Source organism: Streptomyces sp. CA189 (assembly GCF_056428985.1).
In genome coordinates this window covers 14,626-39,618 of the sequence record NZ_JBWJVM010000014.1, presented here as the reverse complement: position 1 = coordinate 39,618, position 24,993 = coordinate 14,626, and the positions used below count along the sequence as shown (strand labels likewise).

Sequence of the window (24,993 nt, the reverse complement as noted above, 5' to 3'; positions counted from 1 at the left end):
GCTCCACACCACCATGCACTCCCCCGTGCCACCTCCCTCGCCGTCCTCGCTGACGCCCGATGCGCGGCGCGAGCCTCCGCGCGACGCCGCCCCGCCGCCCGGCCCCCCGGGCGCTTCGGCCCGCTCCGGCGGCGAGTCCGGGCCCAGCCCGCACCGCTCGGCGTTCCGGCCCGACATCGAGGGGCTGCGCGCCCTCGCCGTCCTCGCGGTCCTCGCCTTCCACGCCGGGATTCCGGGGCTCGCGGGCGGATTCGTCGGCGTGGACGTCTTCTTCGTCGTCTCCGGCTACCTCATCACCGGCCTGCTCGTCCGGGAGGCCATCACGACCGGCCGGATCGGGCTCCTGGACTTCTTCTCCCGGCGGGCCCGCCGGCTCCTGCCCTCCGCGGCGGTCGTCCTCGGCGCGGTGGCCCTGGCCGGGGCCTGGCTGACCGTACCGCTGCGCCGCGCCGACCTGGAGCACGACGTGGTCGCGGCGGCGCTCTCCGCCGCCAACTGGCGGTTCGTCGCGCAGCGGGCCGACTACCTCGCCGCCGGGCACGAGCAGAGCCCGCTGCTGCACTTCTGGTCCCTGGCCGTCGAGGAGCAGTTCTACCTCCTCTGGGCCCCGCTGCTCGCCCTGATCGTGCTCGGCACGGTCCGGGCCGTGCGCCGCGGCCGCGCCGTGCGCGCCGCCGTGGCCCTGGCCGCCGTACCGCTGGTCCTCGGGTCGTTCGCCCTGTCGCTGCGCTGGACGGACGCCTCCCCGTCGCTCGCGTACCTCGCCACGCCCTCGCGGGTCTGGCAGTTCGGCGTCGGCGCGCTGGTGGCCCTGCTGCCCTGGCACCTCCTGCGCGGCCCGCGCCCGCTGCGGCTGCTGTGCGGCTGGGCCGGTGGCGCGGCGATCGTCTGGAGCGTCTTCGCGTACGACGCGGCCACGCCCTACCCCGGCCACGCGGCCCTGGTGCCGACCCTGGGGGCGGCTGCCGTGATCCTCGCCGCAATCCCCGGCCGGGGCGAGCGCAACGCGCCGGGCGGCTACGGGATCGGCCGGCTGCTCGCGGGGCGGGGTCCCCGGCGGTGGGACGGCTCTCCTACACCCTCTACCTGTGGCACTGGCCGGTGCTCGTCCTCACGGAGGCCCGCTTCGGAGCCCAGGACTGGCCGGTGAAGGCCGCGCTCACGCTGGCCGCCGCACTGCCCGCCTACGCCACCATGCGCTGGGTCGAGCAGCCACTGCGCCGCAGCCGCACGGTCTCCGAACTCCCGCGCCGCGGGCTGTCGGTGGGCATCACGGCCGTGGTGCTGCCGGTGGTCCTCGCGCTCGTGGTGGGCACCACGACGCTGAACCTGCTGGGTCCGGCAACGCCGGTCCCCCTGGGCGGGCTGCCCCCGGGCGCCGCCTCCGGGCCGCACCTGCTCGCCCGAACGGGCTCCGCGCCGCCGGCGGCCGGCCCGATCGTGCCGGGCCCCGCGCAGGCGCGCAAGGACTTCCCGCCGGACGGGGATTGCGAGGTGGCACCGGCCGTGACGCGCAGCCCGGACTGCCTGTTCGGGGCGGTGGACAGCCCGGACCGGATCGTGCTGCTCGGCGATTCGCACGCCGGCCAGTGGTTCTCGGCGATGCTCGCCATGGCCTCGCAACGAGGCTGGGCCCTCCAGGAGTTGGTGAAGCAGGGCTGCCCCTTGCCGCAGCTCTCGGTGGACAGTCCCCAGCTCGGCCGCGCCTACCGGGAGTGCGACACCTGGCGCGCCGACACCCTGGAGCGGCTGCGGCAGCAGCCGAAGCCCCGGCTCATCGTGATCTCCTCGCTCAACCGCTACACCGCCGATTCCGGACTGCTCACCGAGGGCTGGGAGAAGACCCTCGAAGCCCTGCGGGCGATCGGTGCGCCCATCGTCTACCTCGAGGACACCCCCGTACCGGGTGCGGACGTCCCCGCATGCGTCTCCGGCAGCCCCGAGGAGCCCGCCGCCTGCGCGTTCAGCCGTACGGACGCCCGGCAGCCCGATCCGCTGGCCCGGCTGATCGCCTCCGGCGCCCTGCCCGGGGTGAGCGCCGTGAGCGTGAACCCGGTCCTGTGCCCGGGCGACGGGCCGACCTGCCCGGCCGTCCTCGACCGCATCCTGCTCTACCGGGACGACGCCCACCTGACCAACGTGGCGGTCGTCGTACTGACCCCCCGGCTCGAACGGCTGCTCACGGATTCCGGGGCGCTGCCCGGCGTGGCCGCAGCGGGGTCCGCATCCGGGGAAGCCCGGTCGGCGGGGTGGACCGAGGTGTTCCGTGACGAGTTCGACGGTCCGGCGGGCAGCCCGCCTTCCTCCGTCAACTGGCTGCACGACATCGGGACTTGCTACCCGGGATGCCCCGCGGCCCAGTGGGGCACGGGTGAGATCGAGACGATGACCGACTCGACCGACAACGTCCGCCTCGACGGCAAGGGCGCACTGGAGATCGTCCCCACCCGCGCGGACGGCGTGTGGAGCTCGGGCCGCATCGAGACCCGGCGCTCCGACTTCGCGCCGCCGCCCGGCGGGACCCTGCGGATCGAGGCCGCGATCGCCCTGCCCGGGGTGACCGGCGCCGGGGCGGCGGGCTACTGGCCGGCGTTCTGGACCCTCGGGGCTCCGCTGCGCGACGGGTACACGGGCTGGCCGGGCATCGGGGAGCTCGACATCATGGAGTCCGTGAACGGGCGGGACCGCGTGTTCGCGACCATGCACTGCGGGACGCTCGAAGGCGGCCCCTGCCGGGAGCCGGCGGGCCTGAGCTCGGGCCCGCAGCCGTGCGCGGACTGCCGTACGGGGTACCACTCGTACGCCGTCGAGGTCGACCTCTCCCCCGGCGCCGAGGAGGTGCGGTGGTACCTGGACGGCCGCGTGCACCACCGGGTGGCCGCCTCCGGGATGGACCCGGACACCTGGAAGCGCGCGGTGGACCACGGCCTGTTCCTGATCCTCAACGTGGCCATCGGCGGAAGCCTCCCCCTCGCCGACGGCGCGGTCCCGGGCCCGGACACCGAACCGGGCCACCCGATGCGGGTCGGCCACGTGGCCGTCTCCAGCCGGGCCGCCGGGCTGACGGGCTGACGGGCTGACGGGCTGACGGGCTGACGGGCTGACGGGCTGACGGAAACGATCTCCCTACCCGCCCGGGAGGCGTGGGACAGTGGAGGCATGTGTGGTCGATATGCCTCTTCCCGGGCCCCGAAAGATCTCGCGGGCCTCTTCGATGCCGAGCTCGGTCCCGGCCCGGCGCCGGGGCCCTCGTGGAACGTCGCGCCCACCGACGAGGTGTGGGCGGTCCTGGAGCGCGCTGACCGGGACACCGGGGAGCTCGGGCGGCAACTGCGTTCTGTGCGGTGGGGCCTTGTGCCGTCCTGGGCCAAGGACCCGGCCGTGGGGTCGCGGATGATCAACGCGCGGGTGGAGACCGTCCACGAGAAGCCGGCCTACCGGCGGGCCCTGGCCAAGCGTCGGTGCCTGCTGCCCGCGGACGGCTTCTACGAGTGGGTCGCCGTACCCGCCAACGGAACGGCGAAGGCCTACAAGCAGCCCTACTTCATCCGTCCCGAGACCGGGTCCGTCATGGCCATGGCCGGGCTGTACGAGTTCTGGCGCGACCCCGCCGTCGCCGACCGGGACGACCCGGACGCCTGGCTCACCACGGCCACGATCATCACCACCGAGGCCACCGACGCGGCGGGCCGCATCCATCCCCGGATGCCGCTCGCCCTCGACCCCGGCGACTACGAGGCCTGGCTCGACCCGTCCCACGAGGACACGACGGATCTGCGCGCCCTGCTCCACACCCCCGGCGGCGGCCGGCTCGCGGTGACCCCGGTCTCCACCGCCGTCAACAGCGTCCGCAACAACGGCCCCCACCTCATCGACCCCACCGACTGACGACAGCGCACCGCGGCAACCGGCAACCGGCAACCTCACATCCTCTCGGAAATTCGTACGAGTGCGGGCGCCGATTTCGGGGTTTCCCACGGTTTGGCGGGACGATCCGGCATTCGGCGCCCGCCGCGCCCCGGCCGCTGCGATGCTTCCGCCGGTATCACTGGGCCGCCGCCCTTCCAACGGGCCCTGGAATACCGGCGAACGGGCGGCACCGCCGGACGAAGCTGCGCTCCGGTTCGTCGTACGGGAGCGTCCGGCCGCGGCTTCCCAGGAGTATGCGACTCCGGCCGCTGCCGGGCGGAGGCGAGAGGGGGAGACTTCGATGTCTTCGACTGCTGTGTTACACGGACCGCGCGCCCCGTGGCGGCGCCGGCTGCTGGCGGTGGCCGCGTCCTCGGCGCTGGCCGCGGGCGGCCTGACGGTGCTGGCGCCCCCGGCCTCGGCGGAGGGGGTGTGCGCCGCCCCGGTCCTGGTGGGCGCCACGACCACGATCACCTGCGCGGCGGGGGGTTCCGGAAGCGTCACGGTGCCCGACGGCGTCTCCAGCGGTGTGGTGACGCTGGACGGCGCCGGGGGCGGCAACGCCGCCGACGGCACGGCCGGCGGCAAGGGCGCGCACCTCGTCGCGACCGTCCCCGCCACGCCCGGGCAGACCTTCAACGTGACCGTCGGCCGGCGCGGCGCCAACGGCACGGCGAGCCCGCAGTTCGGTGTGCCGGGATCCGGCGGCGCCCTGGTCGCGGTGACCAACGCCGCCAACACGCCGCTTCTGACGGCTGGTTCGGGCGGCGGGGCGGGCGGAGCGGGCATCGGCTCCCCCGCCTACCCGGGAGCGCCCGGCGGTGACAGCGGCCGGGCGGGCGCCGACGGCAACGGCCTGGTCCCCGACGCCCAGGGCGGTACGGGTGGCGGCCCGGGCACCGACACGGCCGGCGGGGCCGCGGGGACCGGCGGGCCCGGCGCGGACAACGAGGGCCCGAACGGCTCCCCGGGCGCCTACCCGAACGGCTCCGGCGGCTCCGCCGCCCAGGGCGTGTTCAGCCCGACGGGCGCCGGAGGCCGCGGCGGAGCCGGGTACGGCGGCGGGGGCCGGGGCGGGGGCGGCGGCAGATACGGCGCCACCGGTGGTGGCGGAGGAGGAGGTGGCGGAGGGTCGAGCCTGGTCTCCGGAACGGTTCCCGGCTCGACCGTCACGCTGACCGAGGGGGCCAACGCCGGTGACGGCCGGATCGTGTTCGCCTTCACCCTCCCGCCCACGGTCACGGCGGTCGGCCCGGCCGCCGGACCTACGGGTGGCGGTACCGGCGTGACGGTCACCGGCACCAACCTGGCGGGAGCCGTCCTCACCTTCGGCCCGGGCAACCCCGCCACCGGCGTCACCTGCACGGCGGCCTCCTGCACCGCCACCGCTCCGGCCGGGACCGGCACCGTGGACGTGCAGGCCACCACCCCCGGCGGCACCAGCGCCCCGTCCCCCGGCGGCCGGTACGCCTACGTCCCCGTCCCCGTGGTGACCTCGCTCAGCCCCGCCGTCGGCACGACGGAGGGCGGTACGGTCGTCACCGTCGGCGGCACCGGCCTGGACGGCGCCACCGCGATCGTCTTCGGCTCCGGCAACGCGGCCACCGGCCTCTCCTGCACCCCCACGGCCTGCACCGCCACCGCGCCCGCCCACGCCGCGGGCCCCGTGGACGTCCGGGTCACCACGCCCGGCGGCACCAGCGCCGTGACCGGCGCCGGCCGGTACACGTACCAGCTCCCGCCCGCCGACATCGACGTGGACCTGACCGCACAGCCCGGCTTCAGCCTGCTGGTCCCCTACCTCACCTACACCCTGACGGCCCGCAACACCGGTCCCGGTACGGCCACTTCGGCCACGCTCACCGCCACCCTGCCGTCGGGCGCGTCCGCCACCACCCTGTCCCCGGGTTGCACGGCCGCCGGGTCCACCGTGACCTGCGCCTACGGGACCATCGCCGACGGCGCCACCGCCACCAAGTCGTTCCGGGTACCGCTGGGCCTGCTCTCGCTGGGGCGCGTCTCGGTCTCCGCCACCCGTACGGTGTCCGCGCCGACCGACCCCAACCCGCTCAACGACGGCGCAACCGCCGGCTGCACGGTCGTCTCGGTCCTCCTGGCCACCTGCCCCTGACCCGTCTCAGCCGTCCGACGCCGGGCCTCAACGGGACGGCGTACGCACCCGATCGCCGTCGGCCCGCCGCGTCCCGTGGCGGGGCGGCGGGGGGTGCGGGCCGTGGGGGGGCCGGGCGGCGCGTCCGGGCCGACGGCGCGTCCGGGCCTGGCTCAGGAGGGGTCGGCGGACTCCCCGCCGGTCAGCTCGTGACCCGTGACGGCCCGGGCGTAGGAGCGCAGGGCGGTGATCACCTCGGCGCGCGTGCGCCGCCCGGCGAGGACCTCCATCTGGTAGCCGTCCTCCATGGCGACGAAGTTCGCGGCGAGCAGTCGGGGCGGGTCCTGGAGCAGGAAGTGCCCTTGGGCCTGGCCGAGCACCAAGATGCCAGAGTACACCGCGATCTGGCGCTCCGTCAGCGCGCTGTCGAGCGCCGCCGCCCGGGCGTCGCGCAGGCAGCGCGGCCAGTACTCGAAGAGCAGTCGGGTGAGCGCGTCGTCGGGGCCGCCGGCGACGCCGTGGCCGATGCAGGCCCGCAGTTTGTCGCGGGCGTCGTCGAACCGGTCCGCGGCCTCCTCGCGCTCCTGGCTGTAGCGCTCGATGGCCTGCTGGTACGTGGCGTGGACGAGGGCGTCCAGATCGCCGTAGTAGAGCACCGCGGCGGGCGTGACCCCGGCCTGGTCGGCGACATCGCGCAGCCGCAGGCCCTCCAGTCCGCGTACCAGCACGGCGCGCTCCACCGCCTTGCCCAGCTCGGACCGGCGGTTCTCCTTGCCGGTCCCCTTCCTGGCTGCCACGCCATCTCCTCCAGAGGTCGATCATCTAAATCTGAGTTTAACAATATCGCTCACACTATTGACGGTCCAGGAAGCCAGGTCTTAAATCTGCGTTTAACGCAGCGTCTCACGCTCTGCGCACCACACCTGCGGCCTCCAGGAGGCATCATGACCAACCCGACCGACACCGGGGCCAGAACCGGGCCGGCGCCCGCCCCCGTCGGAAAAGGTCTGCGCGGCGGCTCCGTGGGCCTGCTCGCCTCCGTCACCCTCGGGCTGTCGTCCGTGGCGCCGGCCTACAGCATCGCCGCGACCCTCGGCTTCGTGACGCTGGCCGTCGGCGACCTGGCCCCGGCCGCCCTGCTGCTCGGCTTCCTGCCCGTCCTGCTCACCGCCTTCGCCTTCCGCGAGCTCAACCGGGAGATGCCCGACTGCGGGACCACCTTCGTGTGGACCACCCGCGCCTTCGGGCCGCGGACCGGCTGGCTGACCGGGGGCTGGGTGCCCCTGTGCGCCACGCTCATCGCGATGACGGCGCTCTCCCAGGTCGGCGCCGGCTACCTGCTGCGCTTCCTCGGCCTGCACACCCTCGCCGACAGTTCCGCCGGTGTGACGGTCACCGCCGTCCTGCTGCTGGCCGCCGTCACCGCGATCGCCTACCGGGGCCTGCAGCTCGCGGCCTCCGTCCAGTACGTGCTGCTGGGCCTGCAGCTCCTCGCCCTGCTCGGCTTCGGCGTGACCGCCTTCGGCCGCACGGGCGCCGCGGCACCCTCCCTCTCCTGGCTCGACCCCTTCGCCTTCGCCGACCTCGGGTCCCTCACCGAGGCGGTCCTGCTGTGCCTGTTCATCTACTGGGGCTGGGACGCCCTGATCACGGCGAACGAGGAGACCCGCGACGGCGAACGCGTCTCCGGTCAGGCCGCCGTCCTCTCGACGGTCCTGCTGCTGGGCACCTACCTGTTCACCGCCTTCGCGGCGATCAGCTTCGCCGGCACCGGCACCGACGGCATCGGCCTGGGCAATCCCGACAACGCCGCGGACGTGCTGAGCACCCTCGCGCCGCCCGTACTGGGCACGGCCCTGGCCAAGGCCATGCAGCTGGCCGTCTGCGTCTCGGCCGTCTCCGCGCTGCTCACCTGCGTCGTCGGCAGCTCCCGCTCCACGCTGTCCATGTCCTCCCACGGAGCCCTGCCGCCGGCCCTGGCCCGCGTCCACCCGCGGCACCGCACCCCCTCCGCCGGAACCCTCCTCATCGGCACGGCGGCGGCCTGCCTGCTCGTCTTCTTCACGCTCGTCTCCGGCGACTTCCTCGGCGACGCCATCCTCTGCATCGGGCTGCTCATCGCCTGCTACTACGGCACCACCGCGCTGGCCTGCGTCTGGTACTTCCGCAAGCGGCTCCGGGACTCCCCGCGCGACCTCCTGCTGCGCGGCGTCCTGCCCCTGCTGGGCGGTGCGCTGATGCTGGCGGCCTTCGCCCGCAGCGCCTACGACATGTACGACCCCGCTTACGGAAGCACCTCCTTCCACGGCGTCGGCGGGGTCTTCCTCCTCGGCGCCGGGTCCATCGCCGCGGGCGCCCTGGCCCTGCTGATCGCCCGTACCCGGTTCCGCCGCTTCTTCCGCGAAGGCCGCACGTCGGTCGCCGCGCTCACCATCACCGAGGACTGACCACACCCATGCGCACTCTCGCCATCGCCGCCCTGCAGACCACGCCCGTGGCCCACGACCTCGAAGCGAGCTGGCAGCGCTTCGGCGACCAGGTCCGCACCACGCGCGAGCTCTTCCCGCACGTGCAGCTCGTCATCGCCCCCGAACTCCTGCTCGCCGCCGAGGGCCCGCTGCTGCGGCCCGCGCCCGACGACTGGATGGAGCAGGCGGCCGTCACGATCCCCGGACCCCTCACCGACCGGATCTGCTCCCTCGCCCGGGAGACCGAGCTGTGGCTGGTCCCGGGGAGCCTCTACGAGCGCGCGGAGGACGGGCACGTCTACAACACGGCCATCGCGGTCTCGCCCGAGGGCGAGATCGTCGCCCGCTACCGCAAGATCTTCCCCTGGCAGCCGTACGAGAAGGCCCGGCCCGGCCACGAGTTCACGGTCTTCGACATCCCCGGCATCGGGCGGGCGGGCCTGGCCATCTGCTACGACGGCTCCTTCCCGGAGACGGTCCGCCAACTCGCCTGGCTGGGAGCGGAGATCGTCATCCAGCCCACCCTGACGCCCACCCGGGACCGGGAGATGGAACTCGTCTGCGCCCGCGCCAACGCCTGGACCAACCAGGTGTACGTGGTCAACGTCAACGCCGCCGACCCGGCCGGGGTCGGCGCCAGCGCGATCGTCGACCCCGAGGGCACCGTCCGCCAGCAGGCCGGCCCCGGCGAGGAGGTGCTCGTCGACGTACTGGACCTCGACACCGTCACCCGGGTCCGCCGCTACGGCTCCACCGGGATCAACCGGCCCTGGGACCAGCTCGCCCGGTACGGGGAATCGATCGCCCTCCCGATGTACGGCGGCGCCGCCTTCCGCACACCGCAGTGGCTGGAGGACGGGACCGCGTAACCGTCGAGAGACCGGAAACCCGGTCGACCGCCGGGGCGCCGGCCGAGTCGTCCACGGCCGCCCTCGAACCGGTGGGGGTTCCGGACCGCCCTCTGGGAAGCGGCGCTCACCACACCTTGGCGAGGAAGGCGCGGGTGCGGGAGTGCCGCGGGGCGTCCAGGACGGCACCGGGCGCGCCTTGCTCCACGGCGACCCCGCCGTCCATGAAGACGACGGTGTCGGCGGCCTCCCGGGCGAAGCCCAGCTCGTGGGTGACGACGAGCATGGTGGTTCCGGTGCGGGCCAGGTCCTTGATGACGTCCAGGACCTCGCCGACCAGTTCCGGGTCGAGCGCCGAGGTCGGCTCGTCGAAGAGCAGCACCTTGGGTTCGAGCGCGAGCGCGCGGGCGATGGCGACCCGCTGCTGCTGCCCGCCGGACAGCTGCCGCGGGTAGGCGTCCGCCTTCTCGCTGAGGCCCACGCGCTCCAGCAGCCGGCGGGCCGTCGCCTCGGCCTCCTCCCGCGGCCGGCGCAGCGCGGAGACGGGAGCCTCGACGAGGTTCTCCAGCACCGTGAGGTGCGTGAAGAGGTTGAAGTCCTGGAAGACGAACCCGATGTGGGTCCGCTGGTTCAACACCTCCTTCTCCTTGAGTTCGTACAGCTTGCCGCGGTGGCCGCGGTAGCCGATGAGCTCGCCGTCGACGCTGACCCAGCCGCGGTCCACTTTCTCCAGGTGGTTGATGGTGCGCAGGAGGGTGGACTTCCCCGAGCCGGAGGGGCCCAGGATCACGGTGACCTCGCCGGCGCGGACCTTGAGGTCGACCCCGCGCAGCACCTCCAGGGGTCCGAAGCTCTTGTGGACGCCGCGCACCTCGACCATGACCCGTTCGTGTGCGGGCTCGCTCACGTGTGCTCGGCCGGGTTGATCTGCGAGGTGTCGATCGCGGAGGGGGTGGTGCCCCATTTCCTCAGGATCCGCGCGTAGGTGCCGTCCTTGATCAGCTCGTTGACGGCGGCCTGGAAGGCGGGGGTCAGCGGGGAGCCCTTCTTGAAGGCGAAGCCGACGTCGAGTCGGTGGTACTCGCCGAGGAAGGTGGTCTGCGCGGCGGGCTGGGCGGCCTGGTGGCGCAGGCCGTTGATCGTCGACATGACGACGTCGATCCGGCCCTGCTGGAGGGCCGTCGTCACGGCCCCGGTCTCGGTGAAGACCCTGACCTCGTACGGCTTCTTCCCGGCTGCGGCGCAGACCTCCTTCTGGGCGGTGAGGGTCTTCTCGAACGTCGTGCCGGCGCCGGTACCGATGATCAGTCCGCACAGCTGGGTGAGGTCGGAGACCTGGCCGGTCCGTGCGGTGTTGCCGGTCCGGACCGCGAAGCCCTGGCCGTCGTTGACGTAGGTGACGAAGTCGACGGACTTCAGGCGTTCGGTGGTGACCCCGAAGTTGCCCGCACCGACGTCGTACTTGCCGCTGCCCAGGGCGGGGAGGATCGTCTCGAAGGAGGCGTCCTGCCGCTCCAGCTTCACGCCGAGGACTTTGGCCACGGCGGCGGCGATGTCGACGTCCTGACCGGCGGGCGGCTTGTCCTGCCCGTTCGGGTAGTACGCCGACGGAGGGGATCCGACGGAGCCGCCGAGCCGCAGACTGCCCGCCTTGCGGACCTCGGCGGGGAGCAGGGCGGCGATCGGCTCGACCGCACGGACGCCGGCGACCGGATCGTCGGCCGGCGCGGGCGAGGCGAGCGCGGCGGCCGACGGGGCGGATCCGTCGCCGGAGCCGCAGGCCGTCACGGTGGCCGGCAGGGGAAGTGCGGTCAGGAGTACGAGCGCGGTGCGCAGGCGTCCGCGGAGCCCGGCACCCTTGTGCCCGAGGAGGCTCATCCGCGCACCGCCGTCAGGGTCTGGCGGGGGAACCCGTCCTCGGGCCGGGCATCGCGTACGGCGTCCCGCGCCGCGTCCCGCGCCGCGTCCCGCTTCGCCACCTCCTCGCGGACGAGCGGGATCACGTACCGGCCGAAGTCGACGGCGTCGCCGAGCAGGTCGTAGCCCCGGGCCGACAGGACGTCCACGCCGAGGTCGTAGTAGTCCAGCAGTGCCTGGGCCACCGTCTCCGGGGTGCCGACCAGGGCGTTGGAGTTGCCCGCGCCCCCGGTGGCGGCGGCGGTCGGGGTCCACAGCGCCCGGTCGTAGCGCTCCCCGGCCTCGGCGATGGCGAGCAGGCGCTGCGATCCGGTGTTCTGGGGCGCCGCGGCCTCCGACACGCCGTTGCGGTGTCGCTGTACGGTCCCGGCGCGCCTGCGCTCCCGGATGGCGCCCACCGTGCGGTGGGCCTTCTCCCAGGCCAGCTCCCCGGTCGGGGCGATGATCGGTCGGAACGCGACCTGGATGCGGGGAGCTTCGGTGCGGCCCGCGGCCCGCGCGGCGGCCCGTACGGCCTCGATCTGCTGGGCCGTCTGCTCCAGGGGCTCGCCCCACAGGCAGTAGATGTCGGCCTCCGCGCCGCCGGCCGCGTAGGCGGCGGGTGAGGAACCGCCGAACGAGACGTTCGGGCGGGGCTGCTGGACGGGGAAGACGTCGCTGACGAAGTCGTGGAAGCGGTAGTGCTCGCCCTCGTGGTCGAAGGCCTCGTGGGTGGTCCAGATCTTCTTGACGATGCGGATGTACTCGCGGGTGCGGGCGTAGCGCTCGTCCTTGCCGAGGACGTCGCCTTCGCGGCCCTGCTCGTGGCCGTTGCCGCCGGTGATGAAGTGCACGGCCAGCCGGCCGCCGCTGATCTGGTCGAGAGTCGCGAAGGTCTTGGCGGCGAAGGTGGGGTACGAGACGTTGGGCCGGTGGGCCAGCAGGATCTGCAGGCGGTCCAGCCGGCTCGCGATGTACGCGGCGGCCGGCGCGGGATCCGGACTGCCGGAGCCGTAGGCGAACAGCACCCGGTCCCAGCCGTGTTCCTCGTGCGCCCCGGCGAGCCTGAGCGTGTACTCCTTGTCGAAGGCGGCGCCGGATCGTGCGGTGGTTTCGGAGCCGTCGTTGGTGGCGGCTATGCCGAGGAACTCCACGGGCATGGGTATGGCCTTTCGGAAGGTGCGGCGGATCGCGTCAGGTCAGGGTGAACCACCCCCGGAGCAGCGGTGCGTGAGGGTCCGTCACCCGTCCGCGGTCGCTGGACGGAACGGGGCAGTGGTGGGATGGCGGGTGGGACGGCGGGGCGCGACGGTGCGAGCGTGACGACGCGGGGGCGTCGGAGGGAGGTGCGGCGGCAGCGCGCGTCCGGGTTCGCGGCAGCCCGGCCTAGCCGCGGTGACGGCCCGCAGGACGGTTGCGCAAGAGGAGATCTCGGCCCGCGACGGGGTCACCGAGGGAGGGAAGGGCCGGTCGGACGGCCCGCTGCCGCGTCAGGCGCAACAGGCCGCGGACCACACCCGACCGAAGTCGATGTAGTCGCGCGAGACCAGGCGCTGATGGGCGTTCATGCGCCTACTTGAACAGTACGAAGCGCTCTTCGTCAAGCAACGGACCGGATGCCGGACGGGCCCGACCACCGCCGAACCGCGCCCTGTTGACACGTTCGCGCGGTGAACGCATACGATCGGCGGCGTTCCGGCTCCGCCCTGTGCGGAGGCCGGTCCGGCCGTGTTGAGGGACACGGCGAGCGTGACGGCGGCCGTACGCGCGCCCGGCAGGCCATGCCGCGCCCGCGATCCCTCCCACTCCCCGGAGCACCTCCATGACCACCGCTTCCGACGTCTCCGACGCGCCGCACGTGTCCGACGCGTCCCCCGTGTCCACCCCCGGTGCCGAGCCGCCGCCGATCGTGCCCCGCCGGCGTGTCGGCCGTCGGTTGTCCGCCGCCGCCACGCTGCTGGTCTTCGCGATGGTGCTGGCCTCCGTCGTCCGCAACGACGCCTTCCAATGGGGCCTGGTGAGCCGGTACTTCACCACCTCCGCCGTGCTCGACGGGCTGCTGCTGACCCTCTGGCTGACCGGCGTGGTGATGGTGCTCGGGTTCCTGTTCGGCACCGTGCTCGCCGTGATGCGCCTGTCGGCCAATCCCGTCCTGCGCACACTGAGCTGGGGCTACGTGTGGGTCTTCCGGTCCACGCCGCTCCTGGTACAGCTGCTGTTCTGGTTCAACATCGGCGCCCTGTACCCGACGCTCGGCCTGGGCATCCCCTACGGCCCCCAGCTCTTCACCGTCAGCACGGTGAACCTGCTCGGCCCGACCCTCACCGCCGTCATCGGCCTGACCCTGCACGAGACCGCGTACGCCGCCGAGGTGGTGCGCGGCGGCATCCTCTCCGTGGACCCCGGCCAGACCGAGGCCGCGCAGGCACTCGGGCTGGGCAGGCGCCGCACGCTGTACCGGATCGTGGTTCCCCAGGCGATGCGCTCCATCGTGCCGACCGCCGGGAACATGCTGATCGGCACCCTGAAGGGCACCAGCATCGTCAGCGTGCTGGCCGTGCACGACCTGCTGTATTCGGTGCAGTTGGTCTACAACCAGAACTACCAGGTCATCCCGCTGCTGATGGTGGCCACCCTCTGGTACATCGCCGTCACCACCGTGCTGAGCGCCGGCCAGTACTACGTGGAGCGGCACTACGCGCGCGGCAGCTCGCGCGGCCTCCCGCCCACGCCGTTGCGGTTGCCGCGCGTCCGCCTGGCCGGGCTGCGGGGCCGCCCGAACTCGGTGGCCACACCGGGCGACCGCTGAGTTTCATTTCACCAAGAGGCGTTGTATGTACGGCGGATGAAATCGGAACACGATTTCACGCATCCCGATATCCAGGCCGTTGACACCCCTTCTCCGGGCTGCCTAGCTTACGCCGCAGACGAAGAGATATCGGCGGCCTCTCCTGTCCGGCATGACGGCTGCTTTTCGATTCTGCGCCTATTCGAAGCCGTGGAGTGTCCTTGACCGAAACACTGCTCCTCTCCGCACCCGCAGGCCCTTCCGGGCCGCCCGGGCCGGCCGAGCGGGTCCTCCCGCTGCGCCGGCCCGGGCGCTGGGTCGCCGCCGTCGTCGTCCTGGTGCTGGTGTCGCAGGCCGCTCACGGGCTGATCGCCAATCCCTTCTACCAATGGGACCGCTTCGCGTACTGGTTCACCCGCCCGGTGATCCTGGACGGGCTGCTCATCACCCTCCAGGTGGCCGCGTACAGTGCGGTCCTCGGCCTGGCCGGCGGCGTCCTGCTGGCCCTCGGACGGCTCTCGGGCAGCCCGGTGCTGCGGTCGGTGAGCTGGACCTACATCTGGCTCCTGCGCTCCGTGCCGCTGATCGTCGTCCTGCTCTTCCTCTACAACCTCAGCGCCCTTTACCCCACCCTCAGCATCGGTGTACCGTTCGGGCCCGCCTTCCTGACCTTCGACGAGTCGCGGCTCGCCACCGACATGGTGGTCGCGGTGGTCGGGCTGAGCCTGAGCGAGGCCGCGTACGCCGCCGAGATCGTCCGGGCCGGTGTGCTCTCCGTCGACCAGGGACAGCACGAGGCGGCCGCGGCCCTGGGGCTGCCCAAGCGGTACCAGTTCGCCAGGATCGTCTTCCCGCAGGCGCTCCGCTCGATCGTGCCGTCCTACGTCAACCAACTGATCGGCCTGCTCAAGGCCACCTCGCTGGTCTTCTACGTCTCCCTGCTCGACCTGTTCGGCTCGGTGCAGAGCCTGGGCAGCACCTATCCCGGCGACGTGGTGCCGCTGCTGCTGGTGGCGACCGTCTGGTACGTGATCCTCACCAGCCTGGTCTCCGTCGTGCAGTACTACGTCGAACGGCACTACGCCCGCGGAGCGCTGCGCACCCCGGCGCCGACTCCCCTCCAGCGGGTCCGGGCGGGCCTGCGCGACCTGCGGATCCGCTACCGGCAGGAGACGGCCCGATGACCGCGAGCGCGCGTACCGACAGCGCCGCCAACACCGCCGCCACGAGCACGCGGCCGGCCGCCATCGAGGTGCACGACGTACACAAGTGGTTCGGCGGCCGACGGGTCCTCGACGGGGTGAGCCTGACCGTCGCGCCCGGGACCGTCACCGTGATCCTGGGACGCTCCGGATCCGGCAAGTCGACCCTGCTGCGCGTCCTCAACCACCTGGAGAAGCCCGAGGCCGGCCACGTCAGCGTCGGCGGCGAGCTGATCGGCGTCCAGCGGCACGGGGGCCGGCTCAAGGAGCTGAGGGAACGGGCGATCCTCGCCCAGCGCGGTCGGATCGGCTTCGTCTTCCAGAACTTCAACCTCTTCCCGCACCTGACCGTGCTGGACAACGTCGCCGCCGCCCCGGTGGCCACCGGCAGGCTGTCCCGGCCGCGGGCGCAGGCTCTGGCACAGGAGTTGCTGGGCCGCGTAGGGCTCGGGGACCGCGGCGGCGCCTACCCGAGACAGCTGTCCGGCGGGCAGCAGCAGCGGGTGGCCATCGCGCGGGCGCTCGCCCTGCGGCCGGGGGTCATCCTCTTCGACGAACCCACTTCGGCACTCGACCCCGAGCTGGTCGGCGAGGTGCTCTCCGTGATCAAGGACCTGGCCACCGGGGGCACCACCCTCGTGATCGTGACCCACGAGATCGGCTTCGCCCGCGAGGTCGCCGACGAGATCGTCTTCCTCCACGAGGGCCGCATCGTGGAGCAGGGCCCGCCCGCGCAGGTGCTGGACCACCCCGCGCACCCGCGGACCCGGGAGTTCCTCAGCAAGGTGCTCTGACCGCCCTGCCGCGCCTGCCCGCCTGTCCCGCCCGCCTCGACCTTCCTCGTATCGCGAACACCCGAAAGGCAACGCCATGCAACGCCCGTCCCTCCTGCGCAACAGACTCGTCCGCGGCCTCGGCGCCACGACCGCCGCCGTCGCCCTCGCCGCCGGACTCACCGCGTGCGGCGGCGACGCGAAGGCCACCGGTACCGCGTCGAACTCCGACAAGGTCACCATCGGCGCCGTCTCCAACGGGGCCGCCCAGCAGGCCGAGCTGTCCGTGCCCGTCGTCGAGTCCCTGCGCGCGCAGCTCCCGGAGGCCGTGCGCGACCGCGGTGAGCTGGTCATCGGGGTCGGCGCCCTGCCCGCCGGCTTCCCGCCCCTCGCCTACGTCGGCACCGACCAGAAGACCCTCACCGGCGCGGAGCCCGACCTCGGCCGCCTCGTCGCCGCGACCCTGGGCCTGAAGCCCGTGGTGAAGAACTCCACGTGGGAGAACCTCTTCGTGGGCATCGACAGCGGCAAGGTCGACGTGGCCTTCTCCAACGTCACGGTCACCGAGGAACGCAAGAAGAAGTACGACTTCGCCTCCTACAGGCAGGACAACCTGGCCTTCGAAGCCCTGAAGGAGAACACCTGGGAGTTCGGCGGCGACTACCGCAACCTGGCGGGCAGGACGGTGTCGGTCAGCAAGGGCACCAACCAGGAGAGGATCCTCCTGGAGTGGCAGAAGAAGCTCCAGGCCGAGGGCAAGGACATCACGGTCAAGTACTTCCCCGACGCCAACAGCGTCTACCTGGCGCTGAGCGGCAAGAAGATCGACCTCAACTTCGGCCCGAACCCGTCGATCGCGTACCACGTCACCCAGACCGCGAGCGGCAACGCCCCGACCCGCAACGCCGGTTCGTTCTCCGGCGCCGGCGAGACCCTCCAGGGGCTGATCGCCGCGACCGCGAAGAAGGACAGCGGACTGGCCGAGCCCGTGGCCCAGGCCGTCAACCACCTCGCCGGGAGCGGCCGGTACGCGCAGCTCCTCACCGCCTGGAACCTCTCCAACGAGGCCGTGACCTCCTCCCGGGTGAACCCGCCCGGGCTGCCCACGACCAACTCCTGACCCCGCGGCCGTCCCCGGCCCGGGCATCCCACGGAAGGAGGGTTCCGCCCCCATGCCCACCACCAGTCCCGGCCCTGCCCCCAGCCCGGCGGCCCCGGCGGCCCCGGTGACCGCGCACGTCCTCGACAACCCGGCCTGGGCCTCGCTGTCCGGCCCGCACGCGGCCTTCGCCGTGCGGGCCGGCGGCCACGCCGCCCGCTACGCCCCGGACGTCGCCGTGTTCTCCGCGATCGCCGACCCGGCCGACCCCCGGTCCTGGGCCGCGCTGCGCACCCTGACCGGCCCCGACGGGACCGTCGCGCTCTCCGGGGTGCTGACCCAGCCGCCCGGCTGGGAGACCGTCGGGTCGATCCCGGGGGTCCAGCTGGTCGACACCTCGCTGCGCGCCGAGCCCGCTCCCGAGGCGGTGCGGCTCGGGCCGGCGGACGTGCCCGAGGTCCTGGAGCTGATCGGGCTGACGAAGCCGGGGCCCTTCCTGCCCCGCACCGTCGAGTTGGGCACGTACCTCGGCATCCGCCACCGGGGCCGGCTGGTGGCCATGGCCGGGGAGCGGCTGCGTCCGCCCGGCTGGACGGAGATCAGCGCGGTCTGCACCCATCCCGGCTTCCGCGGCAGGGGCCTCGCGACGCGCCTGGTCCGCGCCGTCGCGGCGGGCATCCGGGACCGGGGAGACGTACCGTTCCTGCACACGACCGCCGAGAACACCGGTGCGATCCGCCTCTACGAGTCGATCGGTTTCACCGTGCGCCACAGGCCTTTCTTCATGGCCTTCCGAGTGCCCGAAGGCACGGGTGACATTGCCGCCACACGCATTTAACGCTGCCGAGTTCCTTTTCACACGCCCGTCATTCCGCGGCCCTGATTTCGGGCATGCCCTTTTCGACAGGGGCGGGGTCGTGACGAATACGCGATCGCGCTCCGGATGATTTTCGACGCGGATCAGGAAGGACCCACCATGAACAGCGGCTCCCTCGAACACATCCACCCCGGCGAGGGCCCGGCGTGAAGTTCCTGGCCATCACCCTGATCACGGACGGCACGGATCCGGCCACGGGCGCCCCGACGCCCACGCGCGAGCGGTTCCGGCAGGTCGTCGACGCCGCGCTGCTGGCGGAGGAGCTCGGCTTCGACGGGTTCGGGGTCGGCGAGCGCCACGAGCGGCCGTTCCTGTCGTCCTCGCCGCCCGTGGTGCTGTCCCACGTCGCCGCCCTGACCCGCCGCATCCGGCTGTACACCGCCGTGACCACCCTGAGCCTGCTGGACCCTGTGCGTGCGTACGAGGACTACGCGACCCTCGACCACCTCAGCGACGGCCGGCTGGAGCTGATGATCGGCAAGGGGAACGGCACCGCGCAGCGCGAACTGTTCGACGTGAGCTCCGAGGACCAGTGGGAGCGCAACTCCGAGGGCTACGAGCTGTTCCGCCGGATCTGGCGCGAGGCCGAAGTGACGGCGCGGCCGCGCTTCCGGCCCGCGCTGACCGGCGCCGAGGTGCTGCCCAGGCCGTACCAGAAGACGCTGCGGGTCTGGCACGGCAGCGCCACGAGCCGGGAGTCCGTGGATCTCGCGGCGCGCTACGGCGACCCGCTCTTCTCCGCGAACGTCACCCATCCCATCGGTCCGTACGCCGCGTTGATCCGCCACTACCGCGAGCGCTGGAAGCACTACGGACACGACCCCGCGCACGCGGTCGTCGGCGCGGGCACGGCGGGCTTCCACACGGCGCCGACCTCGCAGGGCGCGGTGGCCGCGTACCGGCCCGCCTTCGCCCGGTACCTCGCGGCCCACGCCGCGCAGGGACTGGATCCGGTGTTCCCGACCCTGGAGGACTTCGTCGAGCGGAGTTCGGCCCTGATCGGCAGCCCCGAGCAGGTGATCGAGAAGGTGCACCGCTACCACGAGGAGTTCGGCCACACGGTGCTGCACCTCCAGGCCGAGCCGGGCGGGCTGACCGAGACCCAACACCGGGACTCCCTCGCCCTGTTCCAGTCGCGGATCGCTCCGATGCTGCGCCGCTCGATTCCGGACCCCGCCTTCGCGTGAGATGGCGGAGGACTGTTGACAGAAGTACCCTCCTGCACCACCCTTTCACTACTTGCCTAGTGAAAGGGTGGTGTTGTCGTGCTCGAGTACCGCATCGACCGGCGCAGCGGCATCGCCACGTACCTGCAGATCGTCCAGCAGACCAAACAGGCCCTGCGCCTGGGCCTGTTGGAACCGGGTGACAAGCTGCCGACCGCGCGCGAGGTCGTCGAGGCCACCGCCATCAACCCGAACACCGTCCTCAAGGCCTACCGCGAACTGGAGCGCGAGGGGCTCGTCGAGGCGAAGCGGGGTCTGGGCACCTTCATCCGCAAGTCCCTGGGCGGCGCCCCGGCGGAATCCCCGCTGCGCGCCGAACTCGCCGACTGGGCACGGAAGGCACGGGAGGCCGGGATGGAGCGGGACGACGCGGCCGCGCTCTTCTCGGCCGTATTGGAAGAGCACTTCAAGGGGGACGAACACGCATGACGCACACCGTGATCGAGGCCGACGGCCTCGGCCTGCGCTACGGACGCCGGGGAAGGTGGGCGCTGCGCGACTGCTCCTTCCGGCTGCCCGAGGGCCGGGTCTGTGCACTCGTAGGCCCCAACGGGGCAGGAAAGTCAACCCTGTTGGCCATTGCCGCCGGTCTCGTGTCCGCGACCGAGGGCCACCTCCGCTCGGTGCGGCGCGAGGAACTGGCCTACGTGGCCCAGGACAAGCCGCTCTACCCGCAGCTCACCGTCGGCGAGACCCTGCGCATGGGCCGGGAGCTCAACCCGGCCCGCTGGGAGGCGCGTACGGCGGAGCGGATCGTGGAGGCGGGGGAACTCGACCCCGGCGCGAAGGTCCGTACGCTCTCCGGCGGGCAGCGCACCCGGGTCGCCCTGGCCCTGGCCCTCGGCAAACGCCCGAGCCTGCTCCTGCTCGACGAGCCCATGGCCGACCTCGACCCCCTCGCCCGGCACCGCCTCATGGGCACGCTGATGGCCGACGCCGCCGAGAACGGCACCTCCGTGGTGATGTCCTCGCACATCCTCACCGAGCTGGAGGGCGCCTGCGATCACCTCCTCCTCGTCGACGGAGGCCGGATCCGCCTCTCGGGCCCCATCGACGAGGTCGGGGCGGCGCACCTGCTGCTCACCGGCCCCGCCGCCGCCCGCGACGAACTCTCGGCACACACCGTCGTCGAGGCCCGTGAGACGGGCCGACAGCTCACGGCGCTCGTACGGCCCCGGGGCCCCATCGACAGCAACACCTGGCAGACGACCCACCCGTCACTGGAGGAACTCTTGCTCGCCCATCTGCGCGCGCCCGAGGCTCCGGCGTTCGCCGTCGACGCCACCGAGGAGGTGTCGGCATGAGCGCGCTGACACTGAAGGGCACCTACTGGGTCACGGTCCGCCAGCACCGGCGCGTGCTGTGGGCGGTGCCTGCCCTCCTGGCCGCGAGCCTCACCGCGGTGATCGCCATGCGCGTGTGGGGCGGAGGTCCGAACGCGGACTCGACGGACGTGACGGCCGATTACTGGGCGCGGGAACTGTTCCGGCTCGCCATGCAGTACGCGGGCAACAGCATCCTGTTCCTACCACTGCTGGTGGGAGCCTTCGTCTCCGGCCCGATGGTCGCCCGCGAGCTGGAAAGCGGGACCTGGCGGCTCGCTCTCACCCAATCGACAACGGCGAAAGCCTGGCTCGGCTCGAAAGTCCTCGTGGCGGCCGCGGTCTCGGTGCTCGGCTCAGTCGCCCTGATCGGGATCTACCGCCTGGGCTGGACATCGTTGAGCGGGACCTGGCAGCTCCACTGGGCCGACCGCGGACCCTACGAGGCCACCGGTCCGGTGCTCATCGGGTACTGCCTGCTCGGCGTGGCCCTCGGCGCCCTGGTGGGGCAGCTGGTCCGGCGGACCCTGGTCGCCATGGCGCTCACCGGTCTCCTCACGGGCCTCGTGTTGCTGGTCCTCGGTGCGCTGCGCTGGTCCTTCCTGCCCGTGGTGACGGCCACGGAGCCCTTCCCGGGCTACACGTACCCCCGCATACCGTCCTCTGCCCTGATGATGGACACCGGGTTCCTCACCGCCACCGGCGAGCGCCTTTCCGAGGACGCCTGTTTCGAGCGGACGCAGAGGTTGAACGGCTGCCCCGCCGACCTGAACATCACAGCCCAGTACGTGGACTTCCACCCGGCCTCGCACCACTGGCCGACCCAGCTCATCGAAACCTCCGTTCTCCTCGCCCTGGCCGCCGCCGTCCTCTACGCCGCCTTCCGCCTGGTGCACGCACGACACCCCTGAACCTCCCGTGAGCAGCGCGGACGACCCCTTCGGCCCGGGGCGAAAGTCCCGGCCGGGCGGGTCCTCCGGTGCTCCGCTCGCGACCATCGCCGCTGGTCGGTGCCATAGGCCGGACTGTCCAATGGAAGAAGGTCCGCGAGCCAGGAGGTTGTCGTGTCCGAAGAGAAGAGGGGTTTCTGCACCCTCTGCAAGTCGCGCTGCGGCGCGATCTTCACCCTCGAGGACGGCCGGCTGACCGGCGTGCGACCGGACCCCGACCATCCGACCGGCACGGCGATGTGCCCCAAGGGCCGCTCCGCCCCCGAGATCGCGCACAGCACGGGTCGGCTGACCACCCCGCTCCGCCGAACCAACCCCAAGTCCGACCCGGACCCGGGCTGGGTGCCCGTCTCCTGGGACGAGGCGATGGAGGAGATCGCCGAGAAGATCGGGGCGATCGCCGCCGAGAGCGGCCCCGAGTCGGTCGCCTTCGCCGTGGCCACGCCCTCCGGAACCATGGTGTCGGACGCCACCGAGTGGATCGAGCGTTTCGTACGCCGTTTCGGCAGCCCGAACACCGTGTACAGCGCGGAGATCTGCAACTGGCACAAGGACTTCGCGCACGCCTTCACCTTCGGCTCTCCGATCCCGCCGCCCGACTACGCGCACGCGGACCTCGCCCTGCTGTGGGGCTTCAACCCGGCCAAGACCTGGCTCGCCCAGTCCGCCGCCCTCTCCGCCGCCCAGGCGGCGGGCACGAAGCTCGCCGTCGTGGACCCGCGCCGCTCCACCAGCGCGCTGCGGGCCGACCACTGGCTGCGGGTCCGCCCCGGCACCGACGCCGCGCTCGCCCTGGGCCTCGCCCACCTGCTCATCGCCGAGGAGGGCTACGACGCGGACTTCGTCCGCGCCTGGACCAACGGCCCCCTCCTCGTCCGCGCCGACACCGGACGGTTCCTGCGCGCGAACGAGCTCCCCGGCGCATCCGACGAGCGCGCGGGCTTCGCCGTCTCCGACGAGGAGACCGGCCGGGCCGAGGCGTACGACACCGCGCGCGCCGCTGTCCGCCCGGGGCGCTTCGCGCTGCGCGGCACGCGGGCGGTCGCCCTCCGCGACGGCTCGGTCGTCGACTGCGCGCCCGCCTTCGAGCGGTACGCCACCGCCTGCGCGGCCTGGCCGCCGGCCCGGGTCGCGGCCACCACCTGGATCCCCGAGCGGGAGATCCGCGCCCTCGCCGCGGAGATCGCCGCCGCCCCGTCGGTCACCTACTACGGGTGGACCGGAGTGGGGCAGAGCGCGAACGCCGCGCAGACCGAGCGGGCCCTGGCCACCCTCTACGCGCTGACCGGCTCCTACGACGCCCCGGGCGGCAACCACGTCGTCCCCGCCCCGCCCCACAACCCGGCCGCGTCGTTCGCCCAGTTCGCCCCCGAACAGCGCGCCAAGGCCCTCGGTCTCGACAAGCACCCGCTGGGCCCGCCGGCCTTCGGCTACATCAACTCCGGCGACCTGTGCACCGCCATCGAGACCGGCCGCCCCTACCCCGTCCGCGCCCTCGTCGGCTTCGGGTCCAACCTGGTCGTCGCCCAGCCCGACTCCGACCGCACCGCGCGGGCGCTGGGCGCGCTCGACTTCCAGGTCCACCTCGACCTCTTCCCCAACCCGACCAGCAGCAGCGCCGACTTCCTCCTTCCGGTCAACAGCTCCTACGAGCACGAGGCCCTGCGCTTCGGCTTCGAGGTCAGCCACCGGGCCCAGGAGCAGGTACAGCTCCGGCCGCGGATGGTCGAGCCGCGGGGCGAGTCCCGCAGCGACACCGAGTTCGTCTTCGACCTCGCCTGCCGCCTGGGCATGGGCGCCGACTTCTTCGACGGGGACATCGAGGCCGCCTGGAACTGGCAGCTCGAACCCCTCGGCCTGACCGTCGAGGAGCTGCGCCGACAGCCGGGCGGCGTCCGGGTGCCCCGCGCGGAGGCCTACCGCACGTACGCCGCACCGGTACCGGGCGACTCGGACACCGTGACCGGCTTCGCCACGCCCACCCGGCGCGTCGAACTGTACTCCGAGCGGCTGCTGGAGCACGGATACCCGGCGGTGCCCGAGCACCACGACCCCGCTCCCACGGACGCCGCGTACCCCCTCGTGCTGACCTGCGCCAAGCACGGGTACTTCGTCCACAGCCAGCAGCGGTCCCTGACCTCGCTGCGCCGCCGGGCCACCGACCCCTCCGTGGACCTGCACCCGCGGACCGCCGCCGCCCACGGCATCGGCGAGGGCCAGTGGGTGGAGCTCGCCACGCGCCTCGGCTCCATCCGGCTGCGCGCCCGTTTCGACGACTCCCTCCACCCCTCCGTCGTCGTCGGCGAGTACGGCTGGTGGCAGGAGGCCACCGACCTCGCCCTCCCGGGCGCCGACCCGACCGGCCCCTCGGGCAGCAACTTCAACCGGCTCGTCGACCACACCGACACCGATCCCCTCAGCGGCTCCGCGCCGCTGCGCTCCGCCGCCTGCCGGATCAGTCCGGTGGCCGGTGACGGCACCTGGCTCGGCACCCGCCCCTTCACCGTCACGGCCCTCACCGAGGTGAGCCCCGGCATCCGCGGCCTGCGGCTGACCCCCGAGGACGGCGGAGCCCTCCCCGACCACCGGCCCGGCCAGCACCTGACCGTCCGCGCCGAGAACCCGGACGGCACCGTGCAGGACCCGTCGGACGGCCGCAGCTACTCCCTGACCGGCCCCGCCCTCGCGGCCGGCCGCACCGACTACCGGCTCGCCGTACGCCACATCCCCGGAGGAGCCTTCTCCACCCGGGTCCACGAAGAGCTCCGGGTCGGCGACCGGCTCCACCTGGCGAGCCCGGGAGGCGTCTTCGCCATCCCCACGCACACCGACAACCCGCTCGTGCTGCTCGCCGGCGGCATCGGCATCACCCCGTTCCTCAGCTACCTCGAAACCCTCGCCGCCACCGGCGGCACGGTCCCCGAGGTCGTCCTGCACTACGGCAACACCAACGCGGCCGACCATCCCTTCCGGGACCGGATATGCGAACTGGCCGCCCGCATACCGGCGCTGACGGTCGTCGACCACTACGCCGCTCCCGGTACGCAGGACGTCCTCGGCCGCGACTACGACCGCACCGGGTTCATCACCGTCGACGACATCGACCCCGGCCTCGTCGAGCGGCGCGCCCGCTTCTACCTGTGCGGACCGCAGCCCATGCTCGACGCCCTCACCGGCGCGCTGATCGCGCGCGGTGTCCCCCGCTTCGAGGTGTTCGGCGAGAAGTTCCGGCCGGCCCGGCGGGAGGTGACGGTGCCCGACGACGCCGAGTACACCGTCACCTTCGCCCGGTCCGGACGCAGCGCCACCTGGCGCAAGAACGACGGCCCGCTCCTCGCCCTCGGCGAGGCGGCCGGGGTCGCCATGCCGAGCGGCTGCCGGGTCGGGCAGTGCGAGAGCTGTGCCTGCACCGTGCTGCGGGGCACGGCGGCCCACCTGGTGACGCCCTCGGAAGACCTGCCCGACACCGACGTCCTCACCTGTCAGTCCCTGCCGACCTCGGACCTGGTGCTCGACCTCTGAGCC

18 protein-coding genes and 1 pseudogene are annotated in these 24,993 nt (G+C 72.9%); 15 read left to right on the top strand and 4 right to left on the bottom strand.

The genetic code is table 11. The annotated features are described in order from the left end of the window. Positions 1-13 precede the first annotated feature (13 nt). From AC061S_RS14050 to AC061S_RS14040, 3 genes and pseudogenes are all read left to right on the top strand, one after another. Positions 14-3,072 (top strand): annotated as a pseudogene (locus AC061S_RS14050) (SGNH hydrolase domain-containing protein). Between the two features lie 87 nt (positions 3,073-3,159). Beyond that, a complete protein-coding gene (locus AC061S_RS14045) occupies positions 3,160-3,888 on the top strand; it encodes an SOS response-associated peptidase (protein ID WP_478686253.1) in 729 nt (242 codons plus the stop codon). A 322-nt stretch (positions 3,889-4,210) separates the two neighbouring features. Then, positions 4,211-6,040, top strand: a complete 1,830-nt coding sequence (locus tag AC061S_RS14040) for an IPT/TIG domain-containing protein (RefSeq protein ID WP_478686252.1) — start codon at positions 4,211-4,213, stop codon at positions 6,038-6,040. 152 nt (positions 6,041-6,192) lie between these two features. On the opposite strand, the gene AC061S_RS14035 is transcribed toward AC061S_RS14040, so the two are convergent. Next, the gene (locus tag AC061S_RS14035) at positions 6,193-6,816 is read right to left on the bottom strand and encodes a TetR/AcrR family transcriptional regulator (RefSeq protein ID WP_478686251.1); all 624 of its coding nucleotides are present in this window, start codon (positions 6,814-6,816) and stop codon (positions 6,193-6,195) included. A 147-nt stretch (positions 6,817-6,963) separates the two neighbouring features. Here AC061S_RS14035 and AC061S_RS14030 point away from each other — a divergent pair, with 147 nt between their 5' ends. Both AC061S_RS14030 and AC061S_RS14025 read left to right on the top strand, forming a co-directional pair. Next, on the top strand, positions 6,964-8,466 hold the full coding sequence (locus AC061S_RS14030) for an APC family permease (RefSeq protein ID WP_478686250.1): 1,503 nt from the start codon (positions 6,964-6,966) through the stop codon (positions 8,464-8,466). An 8-nt stretch (positions 8,467-8,474) separates the two neighbouring features. Then, positions 8,475-9,356, top strand: a complete 882-nt coding sequence (locus AC061S_RS14025; RefSeq protein WP_478686249.1) for a carbon-nitrogen hydrolase family protein — start codon at positions 8,475-8,477, stop codon at positions 9,354-9,356. Between the two features lie 106 nt (positions 9,357-9,462). Here the strand turns inward: AC061S_RS14025 and AC061S_RS14020 are convergent, their stop codons facing one another. The 3 genes from AC061S_RS14020 to AC061S_RS14010 are packed head-to-tail and all read right to left on the bottom strand — an operon-like array spanning position 9,463 to position 12,391. Then, positions 9,463-10,215, bottom strand: a complete 753-nt coding sequence (locus AC061S_RS14020) for an amino acid ABC transporter ATP-binding protein (RefSeq protein WP_478686364.1) — start codon at positions 10,213-10,215, stop codon at positions 9,463-9,465. A 23-nt stretch (positions 10,216-10,238) separates the two neighbouring features. After that, positions 10,239-11,213, bottom strand: coding sequence for an ABC transporter substrate-binding protein (locus tag AC061S_RS14015; protein ID WP_478686248.1), 975 nt, complete (start codon positions 11,211-11,213; stop codon positions 10,239-10,241). Further along, entirely contained in the window at positions 11,210-12,391 is a 1,182-nt protein-coding gene (locus AC061S_RS14010) for an LLM class flavin-dependent oxidoreductase (RefSeq protein ID WP_478686247.1), read from the bottom strand. Before AC061S_RS14010 ends, AC061S_RS14015 begins: the two co-directional genes overlap by 4 nt. A gap of 662 nt (positions 12,392-13,053) precedes the next feature. Between AC061S_RS14010 and AC061S_RS14005 the strand changes: the two genes are divergently transcribed. The 10 genes from AC061S_RS14005 (at position 13,054) to AC061S_RS13960 (ending at position 24,990) form a co-directional block, all read left to right on the top strand. Further along, the gene (locus AC061S_RS14005; RefSeq protein ID WP_478686246.1) at positions 13,054-14,040 is read left to right on the top strand and encodes an amino acid ABC transporter permease; all 987 of its coding nucleotides are present in this window, start codon (positions 13,054-13,056) and stop codon (positions 14,038-14,040) included. A gap of 200 nt (positions 14,041-14,240) precedes the next feature. Further along, positions 14,241-15,203 (top strand): amino acid ABC transporter permease, encoded by a 963-nt coding sequence (locus tag AC061S_RS14000; protein WP_478686245.1) that lies wholly within the window; start codon positions 14,241-14,243, stop codon positions 15,201-15,203. After that, on the top strand, positions 15,200-16,015 hold the full coding sequence (locus tag AC061S_RS13995) for an amino acid ABC transporter ATP-binding protein (RefSeq protein WP_478686244.1): 816 nt from the start codon (positions 15,200-15,202) through the stop codon (positions 16,013-16,015). Before AC061S_RS14000 ends, AC061S_RS13995 begins: the two co-directional genes overlap by 4 nt. Before the next feature lie 76 nt (positions 16,016-16,091). Continuing rightward, positions 16,092-17,114: a transporter substrate-binding domain-containing protein gene (locus AC061S_RS13990; RefSeq protein WP_478686243.1), complete on the top strand. Its 1,023-nt coding sequence runs from the start codon at positions 16,092-16,094 to the stop codon at positions 17,112-17,114. Between the two features lie 52 nt (positions 17,115-17,166). Further along, complete coding sequence (locus AC061S_RS13985) at positions 17,167-17,931, top strand: GNAT family N-acetyltransferase (protein ID WP_478686242.1); 765 nt, start codon at positions 17,167-17,169, stop codon at positions 17,929-17,931. A gap of 185 nt (positions 17,932-18,116) precedes the next feature. After that, a complete protein-coding gene (locus AC061S_RS13980) occupies positions 18,117-19,157 on the top strand; it encodes an LLM class flavin-dependent oxidoreductase (RefSeq protein ID WP_478686241.1) in 1,041 nt (346 codons plus the stop codon). Between the two features lie 78 nt (positions 19,158-19,235). Next, positions 19,236-19,625 carry a GntR family transcriptional regulator gene (locus AC061S_RS13975; RefSeq protein WP_478686240.1) on the top strand — a complete coding sequence of 130 codons (390 nt, stop codon included), beginning with the start codon at positions 19,236-19,238 and terminating at the stop codon, positions 19,623-19,625. Next, positions 19,622-20,500 carry an ABC transporter ATP-binding protein gene (locus AC061S_RS13970; RefSeq protein ID WP_478686239.1) on the top strand — a complete coding sequence of 293 codons (879 nt, stop codon included), beginning with the start codon at positions 19,622-19,624 and terminating at the stop codon, positions 20,498-20,500. The genes AC061S_RS13975 and AC061S_RS13970 overlap by 4 nt, the downstream gene beginning before the upstream one ends. Then, entirely contained in the window at positions 20,497-21,429 is a 933-nt protein-coding gene (locus AC061S_RS13965; protein ID WP_478686238.1) for an ABC transporter permease, read from the top strand. Before AC061S_RS13970 ends, AC061S_RS13965 begins: the two co-directional genes overlap by 4 nt. A 153-nt stretch (positions 21,430-21,582) precedes the next feature. Further along, positions 21,583-24,990, top strand: coding sequence for a molybdopterin-dependent oxidoreductase (locus tag AC061S_RS13960; RefSeq protein ID WP_478686237.1), 3,408 nt, complete (start codon positions 21,583-21,585; stop codon positions 24,988-24,990). Positions 24,991-24,993: the final 3 nt, after the last annotated feature.